The 22,819-nt window shown below is 49.5% G+C and carries 16 protein-coding genes and 1 pseudogene; 13 read left to right on the top strand and 4 right to left on the bottom strand.

What is annotated here, in order from left to right; genetic code table 11:
- Window positions 1-47 precede the first annotated feature (47 nt).
- Entirely contained in the window at window positions 48-1,340 is a 1,293-nt protein-coding gene (locus AC6ESP_RS14735; RefSeq protein ID WP_497097493.1) for an MFS transporter, read from the top strand.
- Window positions 1,341-1,356: 16 nt separating this feature from the next.
- Entirely contained in the window at window positions 1,357-3,624 is a 2,268-nt protein-coding gene (locus AC6ESP_RS14730) for a glycoside hydrolase family 3 protein (RefSeq protein ID WP_497097492.1), read from the top strand.
- Window positions 3,625-4,196: 572 nt separating this feature from the next.
- Here the strand turns inward: AC6ESP_RS14730 and AC6ESP_RS14725 are convergent.
- Complete coding sequence (locus tag AC6ESP_RS14725; RefSeq protein ID WP_497097491.1) at window positions 4,197-4,958, bottom strand: SDR family oxidoreductase; 762 nt, start codon at window positions 4,956-4,958, stop codon at window positions 4,197-4,199.
- A gap of 210 nt (window positions 4,959-5,168) precedes the next feature.
- Here AC6ESP_RS14725 and AC6ESP_RS14720 point away from each other — a divergent pair, with 210 nt between their 5' ends.
- On the top strand, window positions 5,169-5,792 hold the full coding sequence (locus tag AC6ESP_RS14720) for a TetR/AcrR family transcriptional regulator (RefSeq protein WP_497097490.1): 624 nt from the start codon (window positions 5,169-5,171) through the stop codon (window positions 5,790-5,792).
- Window positions 5,793-5,832: 40 nt separating this feature from the next.
- Here AC6ESP_RS14720 and AC6ESP_RS14715 read toward each other — a convergent pair whose 3' ends face one another.
- Window positions 5,833-6,435 (bottom strand): hypothetical protein, encoded by a 603-nt coding sequence (locus tag AC6ESP_RS14715; protein WP_497097489.1) that lies wholly within the window; start codon window positions 6,433-6,435, stop codon window positions 5,833-5,835.
- A 183-nt stretch (window positions 6,436-6,618) separates the two neighbouring features.
- Between AC6ESP_RS14715 and AC6ESP_RS14710 the strand changes: the two genes are divergently transcribed.
- Both AC6ESP_RS14710 and AC6ESP_RS14705 read left to right on the top strand, forming a co-directional pair.
- A complete protein-coding gene (locus AC6ESP_RS14710) occupies window positions 6,619-6,891 on the top strand; it encodes a hypothetical protein (protein WP_497097488.1) in 273 nt (90 codons plus the stop codon).
- 36 nt (window positions 6,892-6,927) lie between these two features.
- A complete protein-coding gene (locus AC6ESP_RS14705) occupies window positions 6,928-8,460 on the top strand; it encodes an SAM-dependent methyltransferase (protein ID WP_497097487.1) in 1,533 nt (510 codons plus the stop codon).
- 546 nt (window positions 8,461-9,006) lie between these two features.
- Here the strand turns inward: AC6ESP_RS14705 and AC6ESP_RS14700 are convergent.
- Window positions 9,007-9,573, bottom strand: a complete 567-nt coding sequence (locus AC6ESP_RS14700; protein ID WP_497097556.1) for a cupin domain-containing protein — start codon at window positions 9,571-9,573, stop codon at window positions 9,007-9,009.
- A gap of 423 nt (window positions 9,574-9,996) precedes the next feature.
- On the opposite strand from AC6ESP_RS14700, the gene AC6ESP_RS14695 reads away from it, so the two are divergent.
- From AC6ESP_RS14695 to AC6ESP_RS14680, 4 genes are all read left to right on the top strand, one after another.
- Window positions 9,997-10,932 (top strand): ABC transporter permease, encoded by a 936-nt coding sequence (locus tag AC6ESP_RS14695; RefSeq protein ID WP_497097486.1) that lies wholly within the window; start codon window positions 9,997-9,999, stop codon window positions 10,930-10,932.
- 15 nt (window positions 10,933-10,947) lie between these two features.
- Window positions 10,948-11,820, top strand: coding sequence for a carbohydrate ABC transporter permease (locus tag AC6ESP_RS14690; protein ID WP_497097485.1), 873 nt, complete (start codon window positions 10,948-10,950; stop codon window positions 11,818-11,820).
- Between the two features lie 75 nt (window positions 11,821-11,895).
- On the top strand, window positions 11,896-13,566 hold the full coding sequence (locus AC6ESP_RS14685; RefSeq protein ID WP_497097484.1) for an ABC transporter substrate-binding protein: 1,671 nt from the start codon (window positions 11,896-11,898) through the stop codon (window positions 13,564-13,566).
- Window positions 13,567-13,676: 110 nt separating this feature from the next.
- A complete protein-coding gene (locus AC6ESP_RS14680; protein WP_497097483.1) occupies window positions 13,677-17,111 on the top strand; it encodes a glycoside hydrolase family 2 TIM barrel-domain containing protein in 3,435 nt (1,144 codons plus the stop codon).
- A gap of 37 nt (window positions 17,112-17,148) precedes the next feature.
- Here the strand turns inward: AC6ESP_RS14680 and AC6ESP_RS14675 are convergent, their stop codons facing one another.
- The gene (locus AC6ESP_RS14675; RefSeq protein ID WP_497097482.1) at window positions 17,149-18,051 is read right to left on the bottom strand and encodes a helix-turn-helix domain-containing protein; all 903 of its coding nucleotides are present in this window, start codon (window positions 18,049-18,051) and stop codon (window positions 17,149-17,151) included.
- Window positions 18,052-18,222: 171 nt separating this feature from the next.
- On the opposite strand from AC6ESP_RS14675, the pseudogene AC6ESP_RS14670 reads away from it, so the two are divergent.
- From AC6ESP_RS14670 to AC6ESP_RS14655, 4 genes and pseudogenes are all read left to right on the top strand, one after another.
- Window positions 18,223-18,672, top strand: a pseudogene (locus AC6ESP_RS14670) (glycoside hydrolase family 52 protein); the annotation flags it as partial.
- A 59-nt stretch (window positions 18,673-18,731) separates the two neighbouring features.
- Window positions 18,732-20,831 (top strand): alpha-glucuronidase family glycosyl hydrolase, encoded by a 2,100-nt coding sequence (locus AC6ESP_RS14665; protein WP_497097481.1) that lies wholly within the window; start codon window positions 18,732-18,734, stop codon window positions 20,829-20,831.
- A gap of 16 nt (window positions 20,832-20,847) precedes the next feature.
- On the top strand, window positions 20,848-21,936 hold the full coding sequence (locus AC6ESP_RS14660) for an NAD(P)-dependent alcohol dehydrogenase (protein WP_497097480.1): 1,089 nt from the start codon (window positions 20,848-20,850) through the stop codon (window positions 21,934-21,936).
- Between the two features lie 4 nt (window positions 21,937-21,940).
- Window positions 21,941-22,735 (top strand): Nif3-like dinuclear metal center hexameric protein, encoded by a 795-nt coding sequence (locus AC6ESP_RS14655; protein ID WP_497097555.1) that lies wholly within the window; start codon window positions 21,941-21,943, stop codon window positions 22,733-22,735.
- The last annotated feature ends 84 nt before the right edge of the window (window positions 22,736-22,819 follow it).

Below are 22,819 nucleotides of genomic sequence, written 5' to 3'. Positions count from 1 at the left end.
CGCTTACTACTAGATATTCAAACAGAGTTTATTAGGAGGTAGCCCTTATGGCTGAAACAGTAAAAGGACAATTAACTACTCCATTTCGGAGATTAGCGTTAGCGATGTTGATCGGCAATGGCGGGATGATGCTTGCGCTCATGACTCCGGCGGTACTGCTGCTTACGTTCAAAATAATCCAGATTGATCCGGATGGATACACCTCTTCCTACGGTCTTGTTGCTGCAATTGGCGCTTTGTTCGCATTAATTGGCAACCCACTTGGCGGTGCGCTCAGCGATCGGACGAACAATGCTTTTGGCCGGCGTCGTACTTGGATCTTAATTGGTCCATTGGTTGGGAGTGCAGCAGTTGCATATATTGGCTTCGCAACGGAAATATGGCAGGTCCTTGTTGGCTGGGCTATTGCACAATTGTTCTTCAACTTCGGCATGGCTGCCTATACAGCTCTTATACCAGATCAAGTGCCGCAAGAGAAGCAAGGCACAATGTCAGGCATAGCTGGCATGGTCATGACGATTGGAATGGGTATCGGAATGGTACTGATGATCCTACTTACCTCAATTCCTACGGAAATGAAATGGCTGACCGTTAGTATAATCGGAATGGCTGGTCCTATCATTAGCTTGTTCCTGATCAGAGAAGGCAAGATTGAGCTTGTTCGTGTGGAGAAAGAGAAGCAGACTCTAGGCGCTAAGCTGGCTGGCATTTATCCTAGCCCGCGCAAATTCCCTTCCTTCACTTGGGCTATCGTCTCTAAATTTCTACTCATGATGGGATATTGCAGCACCTTGTATTTGACCGTTATGCTTGTGAACCGTATGGGCTTCTCAGAGGCAGAAGCAACGGCAAGCGTAGGAACCATCAACATTATTACCATGCTGGCCATGGCAGCGACAAGTATATTCGGCGGTATTCTGTCTGATAAATTTGGCAAGCAAAAACCGTTCCTTTATGGCTCAGCGGCTATCATGATCATTGGTATTCTTGCTTTTGCTTATATTCCGCAGTACAGCGTGTTTATTGCTGCATCGGCGATCATCGGTCTTGGCTATGGCTGCTTCAGCGCAGTGGATATGGCGCTTGTCTCACGGATTCTTCCTCGCAAAGAGGATGCGGCGAAGGACTTCGGTCTGATGAACGTAGCCAATGCGCTGCCGCAGTCGATCGTTCCGGCTATTGCACCTATATTGCTCGCGATTGGCAGCTGGTCCTTCTTCTACTTGTTCCTAGCGTTATGTATCGTGGCTGGTATTCTTGCGATTAAGCCATTGCCGGAAGTGAATCAAGCTTCAACGAATAAACGGCCAGTGGATGCAGATCATTCCGTAATCAATTAAGTGGAGGGAATCATAGATGACGAATAAACAAATAATGACTGAGGAACAGATTGGGTATGTGCATAACGAGAACGGACCAACCTTAGGTTATTCCACCTCGTCAGGTGTTAAGATTATAGAACAGGATGGCTTGAAATTTAAAGATCTTAGTGGTGATGGCAAGCTTGATCCCTATGAGGATTGGCGGCTGTCTCCGGAGGAGAGAGCGAAGGATCTTGCTTCCAAAATGACGGTTGAGCAGATAGCCGGGCTTATGCTCTACAGCGCGCATCAGTTCATTCCCGCAGCTAGCTCGACTTGGTTCCCAGGTACGTATGGCGGCAAGTCCTTCGAGGACAGCGGTGCGAATCCTTGGGATTTGACTGATCAGCAGAAGAGCTTCCTCAGCAAAGACAATCTGCGCCATGTGCTCGTTGTTGGCGTTCAGAGTCCATACGTCGCAGCTCGCTGGAACAACGTCGTGCAATCCTTCGCAGAAGGTACAGGTCTTGGCATCCCGGCGAACAACAGCTCAGATCCCCGGCATGCTTCTGATTCCAGCTCTGAATTTAATGCAGGAGCAGGCGGCAAAATCTCCATGTGGCCGGAGACATTAGGTCTCGCAGCGACATTCGATCCGGCAGTCACTCGTGAGTTCGGTCATATTGCCGCGAAGGAATATCGCGGACTTGGCCTTGCGACCGCATTATCGCCGCAGATTGATATTGCAACTGACCCGCGCTGGTTCCGATTCAATGGTACCTTCGGGGAAGATACACAGCTGTCCACTGACATGGCACGTGCTTATGTGGACGGCTTCCAGACCTCGGATGAGGATAAGGAGATTGCAGGCGGCTGGGGCTACGATAGCGTGAATGCGATGGTGAAGCATTGGCCGGGCGGAGGCTCTGGAGAAGGCGGCAGGGATGCGCACTTCGGCTGCGGCAAATACGCGGTGTATCCGGGGAATAACTTCGAAGAGCATCTGATTCCTTTTACAGAAGGTGCATTCAAGCTCGATGGCAAGACCGGGCAAGCCTCAGCTGTTATGCCTTACTACACCATCTCTACTGATCAAGACACAGTTAACGGTGAGAATGTCGGCAATTCCTACAGCACTTATCTCATCAATGATCTGCTCCGTGAACAATATGGCTATGATGGCGTCGTTTGTACGGATTGGCTCATTACCGCTGACGAATCGCAGAGCAAGGATACCTTCATCTCGGGCAAGCCTTGGGGCGTTGAAGGGCTAACGGTTGCCGAGCGTCATTATAAGCTATTGATGGCGGGTGTAGACCAATTCGGCGGCAACAATGACATTGAGCCTGTTCTCGAAGCCTATCGGATGGGAGTAGAAGAGCATGGCGAAGCTAAGATGCGGGCGCGCTTCGAGCGTTCGGCTGTAAGGCTGCTGAAGAATATCTTCCGTGTAGGACTCTTCGAGAATCCTTATCTGCAGGCGGAAGAGAGTGAGCGGCTTGTAGGTAACCCGGACTTCATGAAAGCCGGCTATGAGGCACAGCTGAAATCATTCGTGCTGCTCAAGAACCAAGATAATGTTCTGCCGCTTCCGCGTCGCAGCCGTGTCTTTATTCCGAAGAGGTTCACACCTGCAGGAAAGAATTGGATTGGTATGCCAACGCCAGAGAGTCATGAGTATCCGGTGAATCTGGACGTTGTGTCGAAGTACTTCGAGGTAACTGACAATCCGGCGGATGCTGACTTCGCTCTCGTGCTCATCGAGGGACCTAAAGCGGGAGTAGGCTACAGTCAAGAGGATGCGGATAACGGCGGCAACGGTTATGTGCCAATCAGCCTGCAATACAAGACGTATACTGCGGAGCATGCCCGTGAGGTCAGTATCACAGGTGACCCGCGTGACAACGATGTAAGAAACCGCTCCTATAAGGGGAAAACCGTTACAGCACATAATATTGCCGATCTGGAGGCTGTTCTGGAGACGAGAAAGCAGATGGATGGCAAGCCGGTCATCGTCTCGATGCTGTTGTCTAATCCGGCAATCGTCGAGGAATTCGAGAACGAGGTGAACGCCATCATTGCTAACTTCGGTGTTCAGGATCAGGCACTCATGGAGGTGCTTACTGGAGAAGTTGAGCCTTCTGGACTGCTGCCAATGCAGATGCCTGCCAATATGAAGACGGTTGAGGAGCAATTCGAGGACGTTGCCCATGACATGGAATGCTATGTTGATTCCGATAACAACAAGTATGACTTCGGGTTCGGACTGAACTGGAGCGGCGTCATTGAGGATGAGCGTACGAAGAAATATCGTAAGGCTTAAGTAATAAAGGGGCCGTCTCAAAAGGGTTCACTCGCTGAAGAAACGGCTCGCATTAGTAAATTAAGAAGTGATTCTCATACAAATAGCGTTGCAGACCCTGTAACGCTATTTTTCGATTTTGACTCTTTGCAGCTTTCTTCAGCAAATTGTGGGCAAGCGAAAGCCACCCGACCTCTAGGCTGACTTTTGGCAAACCTCGAAGCAGGAACCGGCGGAATCCCCGGTTATTTTAGTTTGAGCATTTCTTGAACAGGTTAATGGCAAACGGAGCATTTTAATGATTCTGGAGAAGCGTCAGCGGTCGTTTTTGTGAAGGGATTCCTACCTTTAAAACATTGATTCAGAGGAATCACTGGGCAATGGCAATCGGAAGAACATTAAAATGCGTAGGTTGCTGTTTAACCAAATAAAAGAGGGGTGTCCCTTCGTCATTTTCATGACTTATGGGACACCCCCTCTTTATTATGCGATCTTTAGTTTAGATGGTAAAGGCAACGGAGCGGACGAATGATTCTGTAGAAGCGATCGTAAGAACATTCGTCTGTGTAGTTGTTTGTTTTCTGCTCAATCAATTAGAAACCAGAAGTCCAGCCAGCATCAGCCGTTATGACTGTTCCATTAATGAAGCTGGAATCATCAGAAGCGAGGAACAAGGCAACCTTAGCAATTTCCTCTGCAGATCCCGCACGAGGGATCAAGGATTGAGTTAATTGCGAGCGGCTTACACCGAATTCGCTAACATTTTTCATAGAGGCGCTGATGTTAGTGATAGTTGCACCTGGAGCGATCGCATTACAGCGAATACCGTTTTTGGCATACATAAATCCTGTGCTTTTCGTGAATCCTACGACCGCGTGCTTCGATGCTACATAAGTAGCGCCTGCATGACCGCCGTTCAGTCCGCCAGTAGATGCTGTATTGACGATTACACCTTGTCCTTTTTCAAGGAAAATAGGCAATGCTTTGCGTGTAGCACGCATGACGCTTTTGGTATTAATATCGAAGATGAGATCCCATCTGTCATCCGTTACTTCACCAGCTGGCTCGAAGCCATCCATAATTCCAGCATTGTTAACCAGAATATCCAAAGTACCATATTCACTTACGGCTGTATCAATCATATTCTCGATATCTTCAAGCTTGGCAACGTTTACTTGTATCGCACGCGCTGTTCCGCCATTGCTAATAATGCCTTCTGCCACTTGTGCTGCACCTTCAAAGTTAAGGTCCGCTACAATGACACTCGCACCTTCCTTAGCGTACAATTCCGCAATTGCTTTTCCCATGCCAGATGCTGCACCTGTTACAACAGCTACTTTTTGTTGAAGTTTCATGTTTTATTATCTCCCTTACGTTGTGTATTTGTTGTGCAATGAGTAGAGAAATAGACAAACAATCGAAGCACGCAAACATTTGTACATACCTAGTGTAATCCTCTATAATTGAGGTATCAATCAGCAAATGAAGTTCAAAATGTTCATAAATATATAGTCAGACAAGCATCTGTATAAATAGGAATGCAAAATAAACATTTAGAGGGTGTTTTGTTGATACAAAATAATCGAAGAGTCAGCAAATCGAGGAAAGAATTGAAGAATGCGTTGACCGAGCTTATGGAAATCAAAGATTTCAAGAAAATTACGATCACAGATATTGTGACGACTGCGGATCTGAATCGTGGCACCTTCTATAAGCACTATCAGTCGCAGGATGAGCTTCTGAATGAACTGATTGATGATGTCATGGAAGATTTGATAAGGGCCTTCAAGGAGCCGTACCTTCATACAGAAAAATTAATTGTTGGCGAGCTTACGACCTCCACCGTGAAGATTTTTGAGCATGTTGCAGCTTACTCCAATTTCTACACGATAATTGTTAATTCCAATGCCTTGCCGGGGTTTCAGAATAAAATTTGTGACACCTTAATACAATTGCTCCAACAGGATTTATCATCACTTGTGAATGTGCATCCTACGATAAACACTGATTTGTTATCCAGCTATAACGCTTATGCGCTCTTCGGATTAATTATGGAATGGGTGAAGGGCGGGTTCAAATATACACCCAAGCATATGGCAGAACAGCTTATTGAAATTCTAACCTATAATCAAAGCCGTGCGATTATCATTACCGCTAATCGGCATATTCCTATAAACAAGCATTCTTGAACGGCTGTCCAATACCATACGAAAAAAACGTCGATCCCGGTTATAAGTTACTTGGATGGACGTTTTTTGTGCTGTACCTTGAATGGGCTGAGATGGTGGTATTGAATTCATGCAAATCCTTGGTCAGGGAATGAAGTCTTCTCTTTAATAGAGCAATCATAGCGGGATCCGTAGTGGTTATGATCTCATCAATGGTTTCATCCAATTCGGATGCCAATATGATGAAATCCAGATTGTCTTGATCAATGTCCAGCTTGCTCTGCAGGTCATTGGCTAATGCCTGGCCCCACTCGGTTATTGAAGGCATCTCCAGATGCTTGGTCATGGTGATCAGCGGAGGGGTGAAATCCTGTCTGTAATCCATACCGGGAACGTCCTCCCAGAATTCATTCCATGCTTCTAGTCTTTGTGCGCTGTACAATAACAGCTTAAGATAGCCGCACAGCCATGAGGTACAGCTCGTATTACGACTCTGGCAGCCAAGCCCGTTAATTAAGCTAGAGCAGCCTCGGCAGCAGGAGCCTCCATTCGTAATACATACTCTGCAAATAGGATCTGAGCCTAATTCCTGCAACATAGTCAGGCCGTTATGAATCAATTCATCTTTCGTAATGACATAGGGCTCACTTGTAGCGAGCTGCATGCGATCAGTCCTTTGCTTCTATTACGTATAAGGAGAAGTCTTTACTATAACGGAAAAGCTTACATAAGTACAAAGACTTCTTCTGCTAGGGGCAGGAAGTAAGTAAGCGAGTGCGGAACTTCGTTTCCTATAAGGATGTTAACCTATGCTATTATAGAATCAAATTCGAGTGAGGGGTGTAGGATGAAGACTTACCTTGTCATTAGTCAAATTATTTATACATGCGCTCTAGTACCATGGCTTATCGTCTGGGGGCTATCCGTTATGGTGTTTGATGGAGGCATCCATGTGTGGAACACGCTTTTCTTCATCGGAATCACGATTTATCCGCTGGCACTTCTAGCAAGCGCTATTGCAGCTTGGATCATTCGCGACCGCAGGAGGCGCACAGCTATCATTATTAATCTGATTCCTTCCTTATGGATTGTATTGATAGGTGCTTTGCTGCTGCTGTAAGTACATACTAAATATAGTAAAGTGGGTTAATGATTAATGACACAGACTGTTTACCGGTTTAGCGAGTCTCCAATATGGGAGCTTCAGCGAGCTTATTTCGAGGAGCAAGGCATTCAAGCATGGCAGAGTGAGGAAGTACCACAATATATTACGAGCAATCCGGTGATCGCGAGGGCTTATGCCGAGATGATATTCGGGTTTCTGCAGGATCGTGCGGCGCTTGGCTGCGGCTCCGAGCCTGTTACGATTGTGGAGCTTGGTGCGGGCTCGGGGAGATTGGCCTTTCATATTATGAAGCAGTTAAGCGAGCTCATCGATTATGCAGGGATACAGCTTCCTCCTTATCGTTATGTCATGAGTGATCTGGCTGAGAAAAATGTGACCTTCTGGCAGCAGCATCCGCGGCTGTCTCCGTTCGTAGAGCAAGGCATCTTGGACTTTGCCGTCTTCGATGCTGTGCAGGATACCGAGCTGCGCTTGACGCAGTCGGGCATGATTATTAGTCCAGCTGATCTGGCGCAGCCGCTGCTGATCGTAGCGAACTACTTCTTCGATAGTATTCCGCAAGAGCTGCTCTACGTCGACGAGGGCAGCATCTATGAATGCAGAGTTTCCTATGAGTTCTCGGAGGACGCGGTTAGCGCATCGGATAAGCTGGAGCGGGCTTCGGCCGAATATCATTATTATAGAGCGCCTGAATATGAGCAGGATACTTATCCTTATCGCAGCGTGATCGAGCTCTATCAGTGTAAGCTTGAGGATTCGCATATTCTGTTCCCGGTGAGCGGTCTTGCCTGCCTCGAACGGCTGGGGAAGCTGTCGCAGGAAGGGTTCGTATTGATTACGGCAGATAAAGGGGATCATCGGCTGGACAATTGGGCGTTCGCAGCACCTCCTAAGCTGATTCATCATGGAAGCTTCTCACTGACAGCTAATTATCACGCCATCCAAGCTTTCTATGAAGAGCAGGGGGCGAAGTCTTATTTCACAGAGCATCATTATCGCAACCTGAATGTCGGCTGTATGCTGAAGCTGGACGCCCCGGGCAGCTATGCCCATACCCGTCTTGCTTATCGGCGCTTCGTAGATCGGTATGGTCCGGACGACTTCTTCAGCATGAAGCAATGGTTCGATGAGCATCTGGAGCAGCTGGAGCTCTCTCAGATCTACTCTTTCTGGCGGCTGGGAAGCTACGACTCTCAATTGTTCCTGCAGAGCGCCAAGCGAATCTCGACCTTGCTGGATGAAGGGGATGAGGAGCAATGGGAGGATTTGCGCGGAGGCATTCAGGTGATGTGGGGAGGCTACTATCAGGTGGAGGAACGCCAGCATTTGGCTGTAGACTGCGGCATGCTGCTGTATCAGATTGATCAGTTCGAGGAAGCTTTGCAATTCTTCGAGCAAGCAGTGGATGAGGGGCGCCAGCCTGACGCGGAGCAGCTCTATCGCATGGCTATATGCTGCTATGAGCTGGAGAACGAAGCATGTGCTGCGAAGTATGCTAAGCAGGCGTTAGTGATTGAGCCAGATCATGAGGAGGCATTGGAGCTGCTCGCTTCTGTAGAATAGCAGCCTGTAGGCTCACGCCGGAATAAGCTTGAAAACGACCTTAGATGCCTGGAAACGAGGCCGATCGTCACCAACAAGCTCAAAAATAGCGTTAGCTGAGTCCGAATGAGCTGATGCGTGCGGTCAGAGGCCGGAATAAGCTCAGAAACGACCTTAGATGCTGGCATGAGAGCTCGAAACGCATCAATAAGCTCTAAAACGACCTTAGATGAACTGAAACTAGCTAGTCTATGCCCGAGAAGGCCCATCTAAGCTCAAAAACGACCTTAGATGCCAGAAACCGAGGCCGATTGCCGCCAACAAGCTCAAAAACAGCGTTAGCTGAGACTGGAATGGCAAATCCAAGTCGACAAGACTAGCGCGCAACGCAACGCAACGGAATAAGGTTGATAGGGGCGGGCTATAGAAACAAAAAAGTTCGATGCTTTCTCCCAAGTGGAGAGGGAGCATCGAACTTTTTTATAGCCCTATATAAAGTAAATTGGTCGGAATAATTATATTTGAATTACTGCTAAATGGTGTGCAATCCCCTTGCTTCTCGATACATTAGTCTTCGTTAGCGGACATGGCGACTGCTTTTGTTTCATGCACCGTACCAAACGGATGCTCAGGCGGAGCATAGATAACGTATACCTTCAGTGGTGTATTACCCGTATTGGTAAGATTATGCCATTTTCCAGCAGGTATCATAATGGCATAGTCATCATAGGCCATTTCTTGAAAATCAACTCTTTCTTTACTATTGCCCATTTGAACAAGTCCCTGACCTTCTTCAATACGTATGAATTGATCTGTCGTGGGATGAACTTCTAAACCGATGTCATCTCCAACATTAATACTCATTAGCGTCACTTGAAAGTGTTTCCCTGTCCATAAAGCGGTTCGGTAAGTATTGTTTTGCTTAGTAGCTCGGTCAATATTCACTACAAATGGTCTTGGTCCATAGTCGGTTAATTTAATGTTGTGAACATAAGGATGCCAGTTGTTGTTGTTGTTGTTGTTGTTATTCCAATTGTAATAATGAGGATTCCAATTATTCCTCCAATGACTGTTGTTCCAGTTGTCTTGCATAGGATTATGCCATTGATAGTGATAGCCTGAATGACGGTACATATTCATTCTCCCCTTATCATTTTCATTGCTTACCTTGTAGCCTATGCAGCTGCCTATTTAAAGGATTGGAAAATAGGCATACGTCCCACTTATCTTCCTCTGTAGCCGCTGCAACTCCGACTGGGGAGTTGCAGCGGATTAGGGAAATAGCAGGTTTGTCTCAAATTGATGATCGTCATTTTTGCGTTATTGCACATGCTTTTCCGTTATTGAACATTGCTGCCGGAGGGCGATTCAACTACATTAAGTGAGCGACGGAGCGGGCAATAGGATAGACTCGCTATTAATTGCGGCAGTACTTTTTGGGAACGGTTACAAGATGGGAAGAATCGAATATCCAGGATGGTTTCATGCTGGTTATAGAAATGAGTGTTCCTGCTCGAGTACTGCTAGAGTAAATTTTCGTAAGGAAGTGATCACGCAATGGCAACTCATGCGCAAGTCAAGGGTACAGATTCAACCCCGCTGTGGCAACATGTGAAAAAGGAATGGAAGCTGTATTCCTTTCTAGTCATCCCCGTCCTCTATTTCATCATTTTTAAGTATGCGCCCATGCTCGGGAACATCATTGCGTTCCGGAAGTATAAAGGCGGACCAAATATTCTGGGATCGGAATGGGTCGGCTTCAGGTACTTCGAGATGTTCATGAAGGACCCGACTTTCTGGCGAGCGTTCTTCAATGATCTTAACTTAAGCGTGAGCTACCTATTGGTTAAATTCCCTATTACCTTACTATTCGCGTTGCTGCTGAACGAACTCAGAATGGTCAAATGGAAGAAATTTGTGCAGACGGTATCCTACCTTCCTCATTTTATATCCATGGTTATTGTGGCGGGGATGGTGAAAGAGATTGTTTCCTTAACGGGACCGATCAACAATATATTAGCCTCGATCGGTCTTGAGAAGATTGCATTCATCTCATTGCCGCAGTGGTTCCCGGCTATATATGTCACCTCCGGCGTCTGGCAAAGTCTAGGCTGGGGAACGATTCTGTATTTGGCTGCGATGACGAGCATTAATCCGGCGCTCTATGAGGCGGCGAAGATCGATGGCGCGAGCCGGCTGCGATTGGCCATGCACGTTACGATTCCTGGCATATTGCCTACGGTCATGGTGCTCTTAATATTGGATATCGGCAGCATTTTGGGCTCGAATTTCGAGAAGATACTGCTCTTGTATAATCCTCTTACCTATGAAACGGCGGACGTTATCTCCACCTATGTGTATCGAATGGGTATTACCGGCGGGAACTTTAGCTATGCGACGGCGGTAGGGCTGTTCGAAGGCATTATTGGACTAATCCTGGTGACGACTGCGAACGAAGTATCGAAGAGGACTACAAAAGCCAGCTTATGGTAGAGAGGAGCCCATCCAGTGAAGAGAACTTCAACTTTTAGCCTATTTAATATTGCAAACGGCTTATTTATGACGATGGTTGTCTTGCTCACCTTATACCCGTTCATCTATTTAGTGGCTCAGTCCTTCAGCTCTGAAGCCGCCATCTATGCGGGCAAGGTGACCATCTTTCCGGTGGAGTTTACGACCAAAACATACGAAGTCATATTGAGCAAGCCTGACTTCTTCCGTTACTACTGGAATACGATTGTTTATTCGGTGATCGGCACATTTATTGCGGTAGCCGCGACGGCAGTCATGTCCTATCCGCTGTCCAAAGAAAAGCTGCGCCTCAACAAATTTTTCATCCCGTTCGTCCTGTTCACGATGTATTTCGGCGGAGGCCTTATACCGAACTACATCCTGATTGCCAAGACCTTAGGCATGAGAGATACCATATGGGCGATCGTCATTCCAGGAGCGATCAGCGCCTTCAATGTCATCTTGATGAAGACTTTCTTCGCTGGGCTGCCGAATGAATTGGAAGAAGCGGGACGTGTTGACGGTCTAGGCGTGTTCGGGATATTCACGAGAATTATTATTCCTCTATCGAAGCCGATTCTAGTAACGATTATGTTGTTCGTCATCGTCGGCCTGTGGAACAACTGGTTCGGACCATCCCTCTATTTGCAGTCGAAGGAGAAATGGCCTGTTGCCTTGTATTTGAAGCAAATCATTGACAATGCGGTAAGTCCGACTGAAATCGGGGCCACATCCGATCAGACCAGCCAAATCGCGGCAAGCATCAAGTCGACAGCTATGGTACTCACCTCGTTACCGATTATCTGCATCTATCCTTTCGTACAGAAGTATTTCGTGCAAGGGATGATGATCGGGGCTGTCAAGGGATAATCGATATAATGGGGGACGCTACGGCTGTTTCCGTTATATATACAAGCTAGAACCAAAAAAAGGGGAGGCAAAACGATGAGATTCGGTAAATCATTGGTATTGGCAATGCTGGCGTTGATGCTCGTATTGACGGCATGTACGTCCGGGAATGAAGGCGCTTCGAACACAGACAAGCCGGCTGCCACGGATGCTGCAAGCACGAATGGACCAGCAGGAGAGGCAGAGGGCTACACCTTCGGAGAAGACCAGACGTTCCACTCTGAGGAAGCGGTGTCTTACTCCATGATGTACAGTGACCATGAGAACTATCCTTATAGCAAGGACTGGAGGCTCTGGAGCGCCATTGCGGAGAAAACCAACGTAACCTTCGATTTGTCTATTACAGCTAGAACAGAATACGAGAATCAGAAGTCTTTGCTAGTCAACAGTGGCGATGCACCTTATATTATTCCGAAAACCTATGATGAATCCGCATTCGTGGCAACAGGCCAGATCGTACCGGTCAGCGATTGGGTGCAATATATGCCGAATTATATGAAAGCTGTGAAGGACTGGGGAATGGAAGAGGATCTGAAGGCCAAGCTGAAGGAGGACGGGAAATATTATGTCCTTCCAGGCATGTGGGAGATCGCGGGCGGCGGTTATTCCTATATTATTCGTAAGGATGTGTTCGAAGCGGCAGGCGTGGATGTCGAGGGTCAGCAAGGAAATTGGACATACGAGGACTTCCGGGCAGCGATGAAGCAGGTCAAAGAGCATACTGGCGCAGATTATGTCCTCTCTGATCAATTCAAGGGCGAGTCGGCCTTGAACATTGCCGCTGTTCAATATGGCGTTACTGGAGGGTGGGGCTTGTCTAATGGTCTGGCGTTCGATCATGATAAGCAGCAGTTCTCCTTCGCCGATAACTCGGATGAATTCAAGAGCTATCTAAGCTATTTCAATACGCTCGTTACCGAGGGCATCATGGACCCGGAATCCTTCACACAAGAAGATGATATTGCAAGAGCCAAGTTCTTCAAAGGCGATACCTATGTCATAAGCGGTATTTATCAGGTATTAGCAGACTTCAAGAGTAAGATGCAAGATCCGAACAGTGAATTATACATGATTACACAGCCCGGCGGGCCAAAAGGAAAGCTTCAGGTCGAGACTTCCCGATTGGAGAACGGGGTTATGATCAGTCAGAACGCACTCGATGATCTGGGCGAAGAAGAATTTATTAAGATGCTCCGGTTCATTGACTGGTTCTGGTATTCCAATGAAGGTCAAATGCTCAGCTTATGGGGTGTAGAAGGCGAGACGTATACCCTTGATGCGGACGGCAATGTCGTGCTGGGGTCAGATATTTATTACAACGGAATGAATGAAGGAGCGACTAAGCAGCTGAACGTCGATTACGGCTTCGCCGGAGGAATGTTCGCGTATGGCGGCTCGGAGAAGCTCAGAATGTCTAAGATGACCGAGGACGAGAAGGACTTTGTGACTCGTGTCCAGTCTACTAGGGACAAGATCAAGCTGGCGCCGCCGATCATGGCGACTCCAGAGGAAAGTGAGCAGATGAAATTAATCTCGACGCCGCTTATGGATTACGTTAAGACAATGACATTGAAGTTCATAACGGGTCAAGAAAGCTTCGATAAGTGGGACAATTATAAGGCTCAGGTTGAAGCGAATGGCAGCACGCGGTATACGGACATGGCCAATGATATTTTCCAGAAGACGAAGAGCTTGCTAGGCTATTAATTAAGAACATTAAGGGCTGGGTGTGTGTCTTCCTATAGGAGGCTGCGCCCAGCCCTTTTCGTTGACAATACGCTCGATCTCATAATGGATAAAAGGGAGCTGTTCGAGTCATGAATACGAAGTTACTGTTCAATGATAATTGGGAGTTTGCTAGAAGCGGTCTGGATGCTGCGGATTATGCTGACCTCATCTTCGAGCCGGTAGATCTTCCTCACGATTGGCTGATCTATCAGACCTGGGCGCTCTACGAGAATGGCATTGGCTGGTATCGCAAGACATTTAATCGAACACGAAGTGATCGGAAGCTCCTGATCTGCTTCGATGGTGTATACATGGATTCCTCCGTATACCTGAACGGTCAGCTTGCCGGTGAATGGAAATACGGATATTCCTCCTTCGAATTCGAGATTACGGATCTAGCTATCGAGGGAGAGAATGAAATCATCGTGAAGGTTGTGCACCAGAGCCCGAACAGCCGATGGTATTCGGGAGCGGGCATATATCGGGATGTGTGGCTGAAGGAACGGGACTCCAATCACATTGTTACCGACGGAGTGTATATGACAGCTGCGAAGCAAGAGGGCAATGGCTGGTTGGTCGAGATAGACACGGACGTACAAGCTGAAGAAGACATACTAATTTCGCATACGATCATGTATCAGGGGCAGACGGTGGCGGTTTCTTCAGAGCGGGTACGCGCAAGGAACGGCCCGATTGTGAAGAACAGCCAGACACTACTCGTAGACCAACCCTTATTATGGAGCCCGGATGAGCCGAATCTGTACCAGGTTGTCACGCGCATGCATCGCGAATGTACCGAGTCAGGGGTAGAATATCAGGAACTGGAGAGCATCATATCTCCCTTAGGCTTTCGGAGTATCGTCCTCGACCCGCAGCTGGGACTTCAGGTGAATGGGAAGAAGCTGAAGCTGAATGGGGTGTGCGAGCATCATGACTTGGGTGCTCTAGGAGCGGCGTTCAACGTCTATGCGCTGCGAAGAAGATTTGTGCTTCTGAAAGAAATGGGCGTTAACGCGATTCGTACAGCTCATAATATGCCGGCCCCAGCATTCATGGATTTGGCGGATGAGATGGGATTGTTCGTCGTCACAGAAGCGTTCGACATGTGGGAGCGCTCTAAGACGACTTACGATTATGCGAGATTTTTCAAAGAGTGGGCGTATACGGATGTGAAAAGCTGGGTGCTGCGCGATCGTAATCATCCGAGCCTGCTCATGTGGAGCATTGGGAATGAGATTTACGACACGCATGCAGATGAGCGAGGTCAGGAAGTCACCAGAATGCTTATGGAATATGTATTGGAATTCGATCCGAGGCAGAATGCCCGAGTAACGATTGGTTCGAATTATATGCCATGGGACAATGCGCAGAAATGTGCTGATATTGTGAAGGCTACCGGCTATAATTACGCGGAGAAATATTATCGTATGCATCATGAGGAGCATCCGGATTGGATCATCTATGGCAGCGAGACTGCGTCTATCGTCCAGAGCAGAGGAATCTATCATTTCCCATTCGAGAAATCGATTCTTGCCGACGATGACGAGCAATGCTCCGCCCTCGGCAACAGCTCGACGAGCTGGGGAGCCCGATCGGCAGAGGCTTGTATTGTCGCGGAGAGGGATACGCCGTTCTCGCTTGGTCAATTCATATGGACCGGATTCGACTATATTGGGGAACCGACGCCGTATCATACGAAAAATTCATATTTCGGACAGCTCGATACAGCTGCGTTCAAAAAGGATTCCTATTACATCTATCAAGCCGCTTGGACAGATTATCGAACCCATCCAATGGTCCATCTCTTCCCATACTGGGACTTCAATACCGGGCAAATCATCGATGTCCGTGTGTGCTCGAACGCCCCCAAGATCGAGCTGCAGCTTAACGGGATTACGATTGGAGCTCATGAGATCGACCACGAGCATGGTACGGAGCTTGTTGGCTGGTGGAAGGTAGCTTATGAGGAAGGTGAGATCAAGGCTATTGCCTATGACGACAATGGCCGTGTAATAGCAACCGATGTCAGGCGATCCTTCAGGGATGCGAGCAGGATTAGTCTTCGGGCGGATAAAGCGACACTAGTAGCAAACGGTACTGATCTGATATTCGTAGAGATTGGTATGCTGGACGATGAAGGGAATTCGGTAGACAATGCGAACAATCGTGTGCATGTGCAGGTAGCAGGGGCAGGAAGATTACTCGGGCTTGATAATGGCGACAGTACGGATTGTGATCCCTATAAGGGAACTAGCAGAAGATTGTTCAGCGGTAAGCTCATGGCGATCATCGGCGCGACACTGGAGTCAGGAACCATCCGAGTGGAGGTATCCTCTGAGGGGATGGCAGCTTCAGTGATAGCATTCGAATCGCACCCTGCAGAAGACGTGCTGCTTGGAATTTCAGCGAACACAAGTAATCAAGAGCTGCAGTGCGTGACAGGGCACGATCATGAACTTCCCGTTCGGAAGATCGAAATCGTCAGCGATGCTGGGCAAGTGCTAGATGAATCGACCAAGGTGCTCACCGTTCTAGCCAAGTTATGGCCGGAGAACACCACCTATAGAGAGGTTGAATGGCGCGCCGTAACGGACGAGGGTATCGACTCGAATATAGCCAAGGTCGAAGCGAATGGACTTGAGGCAAAAATATCGGCTATCGGCGACGGAGCCTTCCGTCTGCGATGTACGACGAAGAATGGTACGGACAAGACGAAGCTGATCTCGCAGCTGGAGTTCAAGGCGACAGGTCTGGGAACGGCCTACAAGAATCCTTATTCTTTCATCTCAGCAGGACTGTACGATTACAGTGAGGGTGATGTCGGGAACGGCAATGAAAGAGGTGTAGCTACGAGCAGAGACGGTGTTACGACAGTCGGCTTCAGGGATATCGACTTCGGCCCTTATGGCTCAGATACGATCACGATTCCGATCTTCGCCTTGTCTAGCGAGCCCTATAGGCTGGAAATATGGGAAGGGATGCCCGGCGAAGCAGGCAGCTCCTTAGCTGCTGACGTGATTTATCAGAAGCCTTCCAAGTGGAACGTCTATCAAGAAGAAACCTATCGCCTGACCAAGAGACTGCGCGGCATTACTTCGGTAAGTTTTGTGCTTCGTCAGAAGGTGCATATCAGAGGATTCTCCTTCGAGCCACAGAACCGGGCTTATGAACAAAATGCAGCAGCCTCCTGCGATCGAATCTATGGTGATACGTTCACCTTAGCGGATGAGTGTGTCGAAGGCATCGGCAACAATGTCTCACTTGCGTTCGCTCATATGGCGTTCTCAGGCATGGGTGCATCAAAGGTAGTCATACGAGGGAGATCGCCGATCGACAACAACACCATTCACATCCGATTTAGTGGCGAGAACGGCGACCACAATCAGCTTGTGGAATTCGAGAAGTCCGATGGATACGAAGAGCGTGTATTCGAATTGGAGCAGGTAACGGGGCTGCAGCAGGTAACTTTCATCTTCCTGCCTGGGAGCAATTTCGACTTCGGCTGGTTCCGCTTTGTGCAGTGATTAAGCTGGAAGAAATCGCTCATAGGCAGGACAGCATTTACTCTGGGTGATTGCGGTATCCACGTGGGGATTGACCATGCCAGCGCTTGAACTGGCGGCTGAAGTGGGCGATATCGCGGTATCCCAGAATGCCCGAGATCTGGCTGATGGACAGGCGCAAGTCATCGAGAAGAACCTTGGCCTCATGAAGCATTTGCTCCGACAGATAGATTCGAGGCGACATGCCATAGATTTGCCGGAATACCCGGTTACAGTGCGAGACACTGATGCCGAGGTCAGCGGCGATATCATCGATGCCGTACCTTCTATCGGGGGGCTGCTCCGCCTTGAATTGCTGGTAGACCAATGCATGAAGCTGGTTGCGGATTTGATGGGCCAGCTCGACCTTTTCATAGGTGGCAGACGACTGATGCTCTTCGTCCGAGAAGGCTTCCCACAGCTGTCCGAACAGCTCAAAGAGTGCCGATTGGACACGCATGCGCTGCAGCATAGTCATATCCCCTGACACTTTGTCCGATATTTCCACCAATTTGGCTAGAGCGGGTCCGATTCTAAGCGTAACGGTACTGCCCGACTCGAAGAGCACATGATCCAGACGGCTCAGCAAAGAGATTAGAAGCTTGTCATCAATATCGAAATGGATGCAGAAGTAGGTGAAGGGCTCGCCATTGCCGCTTCGACTGGAGTGGAATTCTCCGGGCCTCAGCAGTGCAAGATCCCCCGCCCGCTGCAAGTAACGGCGGTTATTGACAGTAATCAGCTGTTCTCCCTCAAGCAGATACATGAATTCATATTGAGGGTGGGTGTGGACGGGGTAGTCCCATTGGCCGCTTACTTGGCGTATATGCATACCGAATAGATTTAACGTTGTTTTCATATCAGGAATGATCTTTTCACTGATGCTCTGATCCAGTGCAGGTGTGATGAAATGAGAAACCATAACAGATGCCCCCTTCAGATGGAATCTATGGCTAGAGTATATCAGACGCAGCCCGATTTGGGTAAAATTCTGCTGGATTTGGAGATGGGTTTCATTCGTGAAGCCATGCTAGGATGTAGGCAAGCAAGTGAAGAGCAAGACATGCAGAGTAACGTTTCGAGAGGAGTTAATATGACAAGAAACCATATATTTTATAACGCGCAGCACTCACCGATCGGTGCCTTTGCCAGCTTTACATTAGGGTTCAAGGGGAAGCACGGGGGACTTGGAATAGAACTCGGGAAGCCGGCCGACCAGAACATTTATATCGGATTGGAGTCTAATGATGGACAGCGGTATGAGGCACTGCCTTTCTTTGAAGAAGTGGTGGATGCCAGCACCCGATATGATATTGAGAAGTCGGAGGAGCCTAGTGCGTCGGATTCATCTGCTCCGGTAGTTTTGAAAGCGTTTCACGACAGTGAAATCAGCAGAACGCTGGAGGCTGCAACGGACACTTGGCATGCGGGAGATGTAACCTTTCGAATCTACTCTCCTGTACGCTCCGTCCCTGATCCGGCTGCGGCAAGCACGGAAGAGCTCAAGGCTGCCCTCGTACCGGTTGTTTTTGTAGAGCTGACCTGGCTCTATGAAGGAACGGGCAGCCGGTCACTGATTCGACAAAATGGAGGACTGCAGGCATGAGAAACTCAGGAGGATCGACGCAAGTGAATCACAATAATGGCTATGAGGCTTGGCTGAGCTACCCGCAGCTGCAGAATGGGCAGGGGACTACAGAGCGATTGGAACGGTTCAGCACGCTATATGTTCCCGAAGAGAATGCCACGCTTCAAGCCGCTGCGCAGGAATATAGACGCGGCATGGCTGCTATGCTGGGTGTGGATGTGGCTATTGTGAAGGAGGCGGAGCCTGAAGGCTTCTGTATCGCCATCGGGACCCTTCAGGGCGGCAATGAACGTATTCGCCAAGTGTTCGGTGAGCAAGTCATTCCGTCCGCAGGGGGTGAAGGATATGCGCTCCGAATGAGCAAGGAGCACCATTGCCTGGCTATTGGGGCTTCTTCTCCAGCAGGGGTGCTGTATGGTGTATTCCACCTGCTTCGTTCCATTGGCACTGCAGCCGGATTATCGAGCTTGGAAGAGCTGGACGAAGTGGTTAGTCCAGTCAACGGGCTCAGAATGATTAATCATTGGGATAATTTTGACGGGAGTGTCGAGCGGGGCTACGCCGGACAATCCTTCTTCTACGGGAACAACCGATTTCTTGATAACCCGGAGCGCATTCGTGATTATGCCAGACTGCTGTCCTCGGTCGGCATTAATGCCATTGCTATCAATAACGTCAATGTGCATGAGCAGGAGACGCTGTTCATCACACAGACCTATCTGCCTGATGTGGCAGCCATCGCTGAGATCTTCCGTACCTATGGCATCCGCCTCTTTCTAAGTGTGAACTTCGCCAGCCCGCTGCATGTCTTGGAATGTGCGACAGCGGACCCCCTCGCTCCTGAAGTGCGCAGATGGTGGAGCGACAAGGCTTCAGAGATTTACCGGTTCATCCCTGATTTCGGCGGTTTTGTGGTCAAGGCCGATTCGGAGAACCGGCCGGGTCCGTTCACTTATGGGCGCGACCATGCCGATGGTGCCAATATGCTGGCAGAGGCGCTGGAGCCGTTCGGCGGACTAGTAATCTGGCGCTGCTTCGTGTACAACTGCAAGCAGGATTGGCGGGATCGTAAGACAGACCGTGCGAGGGCAGCCTTCGATCATTTCAAGCCGCTGGACGGCAAGTTCCATGCTAATGTAATTCTACAGATCAAGAACGGGCCGATGGACTTTCAGGTTAGAGAGCCGGTATCGCCGCTGTTTGGAGCATTGCAAGAGACCAATCATCTGATCGAATTCCAGATTGCTCAGGAGTATACCGGTCAACAGCGTCATGTCTGCTATCTGGTTCCCCAGTGGAAAGAAGTGCTGGAGTTCAAGACCTATGCGGGCGGTGAGGCTTCACCCGTCAAGCATGCGGTGGACGGTTCACTCTGGGGGAACCGCTACAGTGGAATGGCAGCAGTCTCCAATGTCGGCGATGATCTGAACTGGACGGGTCATCTGCTGGCCCAGGCTAATCTGTACGGCTATGGCAGGCTGGCCTGGAATCCGGAGCTGTCCGCTGAAGCGATTGCGGAGGAGTGGGTCAAGCTTACCTTCGGCTCTGATCCGGAGGTGCTGGCCACCGTTACCCGAATTCTGCTCCATTCCTTGAGCATCTATGAGTCTTACACGGCTCCGCTTGGGGTAGGCTGGATGGTCAATCCGAATCATCACTATGGGCCTAATGTCGATGGGTATGAGTATTCCCTGTGGGGCACTTATCATTATGCCGACAACAAGGGAATCGGTGTAGACCGGACTGTCCGGACAGGAACAGGCTACAGCGCCCAATATATGGGCAAGAATGCCGAGCGCTACGAATCGCTGGCAGACTGTCCGGATGAGCTGCTGCTATTCTTCCATCATGTTCCGTATACCCATGTGCTCCACTCGGGAACAACGGTTATTCAACATATTTATAATACTCACTTCGAAGGTGCGAAGCGAGCCGCAGAGCTGCTGGCCGGATGGCGCAGCCTGCAGGAGCGAATGGACGAAGGCCTCTTCATTCAGGTGGAGCGGCGACTTATCGAGCAGGCCGAGCATGCCAAGGAATGGCGGGATACAATCAACACCTATTTCTACCGCAAGAGCGGTATTCACGATGCACAGGGAAGAACGATCTACTAGAAGAGGTGGGGTGCAGATGAGAGAAGAGCAACAAGCAGTGGCAAGTGAAGAGAGCGTTCCGGCGACGATGAAAGCGGCTGTGATGACCGAGCCTGGAATTATCCGTATGGAAGATAGGCCCGTCCCTTCGATTAGGGAAGACGAGGTGCTGGTGAAGATTATGGCTGTCGGCGTATGCGGGTCGGATCTGCATTATTATGAGCATGGCCGGATCGGCCGCTTCGTGGTGGAGAAGCCTATCATTCTCGGACATGAATGCGCAGGAATTATTGCAGCTACAGGCAGCCAAGTCAGCCGTGTCGCCATAGGCGACCGAGTGGCGGTGGAGCCCGGCGTTACTTGCGGGCGATGCAGTGCCTGCAAATCCGGACGATATAACCTGTGCCCTGATGTCCAGTTCCTGGCTACACCGCCGGTGGATGGAGCCTTCGTACAGTACTTGGCAATTCGTGAAGATATGGTCTTTCCTATTCCGGAGTATCTGTCCTTCGAGGAAGCGGCGCTCAACGAGCCGTTCTCCGTCGGCATTCATGCGGCGAGACGCAGCCGCTTGCAGGCTGGTGAGACTCTAGCCATTATGGGGATGGGGCCAGTCGGCCTGATGGCTGTGGCTGCGGCCAAAGCGTATGGTGCAGCCAGAATCATTGTGACGGATCTAGAGGAGGCTCGCTTGGAAGCGGCACTCCGGCTCGGAGCCACCCATGCCATCAATATCATGAACGAGGACGCGGTTCAGACCATCAAGGAGCTTACCGCTGGGGCAGGGGTGGATGTAGCCTGGGAGACTGCGGGCAATCCCCGCGCACTGCAATCGGCGCTCTATTCCTTGCGGCGCGGAGGCAGATTGGCGATAGTCGGTCTGCCGGCGCAGGATGAGATTCCGCTGAATGTTCCGTTTATTGCCGACAATGAAGTCGATATTTACGGCATATTCCGTTATGCCAACACGTACCCCGCCGGCATTGCATTTCTGGCGGCAGAGGGGTTGGATGCGGGTGTACTAATTACAGACCGATACCCGCTGGCACGAACGCAGGAGGCCCTGGAACGGGCAATCCATAACAAGAGCGGCAGCCTCAAGGTTATCGTCTATCCGAATGAATAGCCGTATGAGTATAACGATCGGACAAATGATAGAGCGGCTTGTCTCAGGCATAGAGCTTCCAGAGCACACGGTAGACAAGCTTGAATCCGGAGCTGCAGATGACGAGGTTCGTGGTATCGTAACCGCCTTCTCCGCGTCGCAGCATGTCGTGGAGCAGGCCATTGCTCTAGGCGCCAATCTGATCATTGCCCATGAAGGGACGTATTTCAGCCACCAGGATCAGCGGGGCTGGATGGAGTGCGATCCTGTCGTTCTGCACAAAAAAAGCTTGATCCAGTCGTCTAACCTAGCCATTTATCGTGACCATGACGGCTTGCACCGCGATCAGCCGGATAGGATTATGGAAGGACTGCTTGCAGAGCTGGAGTGGCAGCAGTATGTAACGGAGCATCGCGCAGCAGTGTCACTCTTGACGCTCCCAGCTATGGAACTGGGGGAGGTTGCTGCCTATTTGAAAAGGAAGCTAGGCATTCCCTATGTGCGCGTAGCCGGGGAGCTGTCGATGCCGTGCAGCAAGGTCGGAATGCTAGTGGGCTACAGGGGAAGCGCAGACCAAGCTATACCGTTATGGGGCGGCGAGGAGCTGGATTTGATCATTGCTGGAGAAGGACCGGAGTGGGAAACGCCGGAGTATATACAGGATGCTGTTCATCAAGGCAAGAAGAAGGCACTTATTATGCTGGGCCATGCGGAGAGCGAGGCTCCCGGGATGAAGCTTCTGGCAGCACGGCTGGCCGCCGCTTATCCCGGCCTGCCCGTGCATTTTGTCCCGCAGCATCCGATATTCCGGGTGGTGTGAATAGAGCTGAATACACTTATACAAAGAACGCTGCTTGGCATGAACAGGAATGGAAAATCAAACCATTCTTGGATGTCGGCAGAG

The organism is Paenibacillus xinjiangensis (assembly GCF_059686975.1).
The sequence above is the reverse complement of the archived record's forward strand: the minus strand, read 5'-3'. Positions and strand labels throughout refer to the sequence as shown.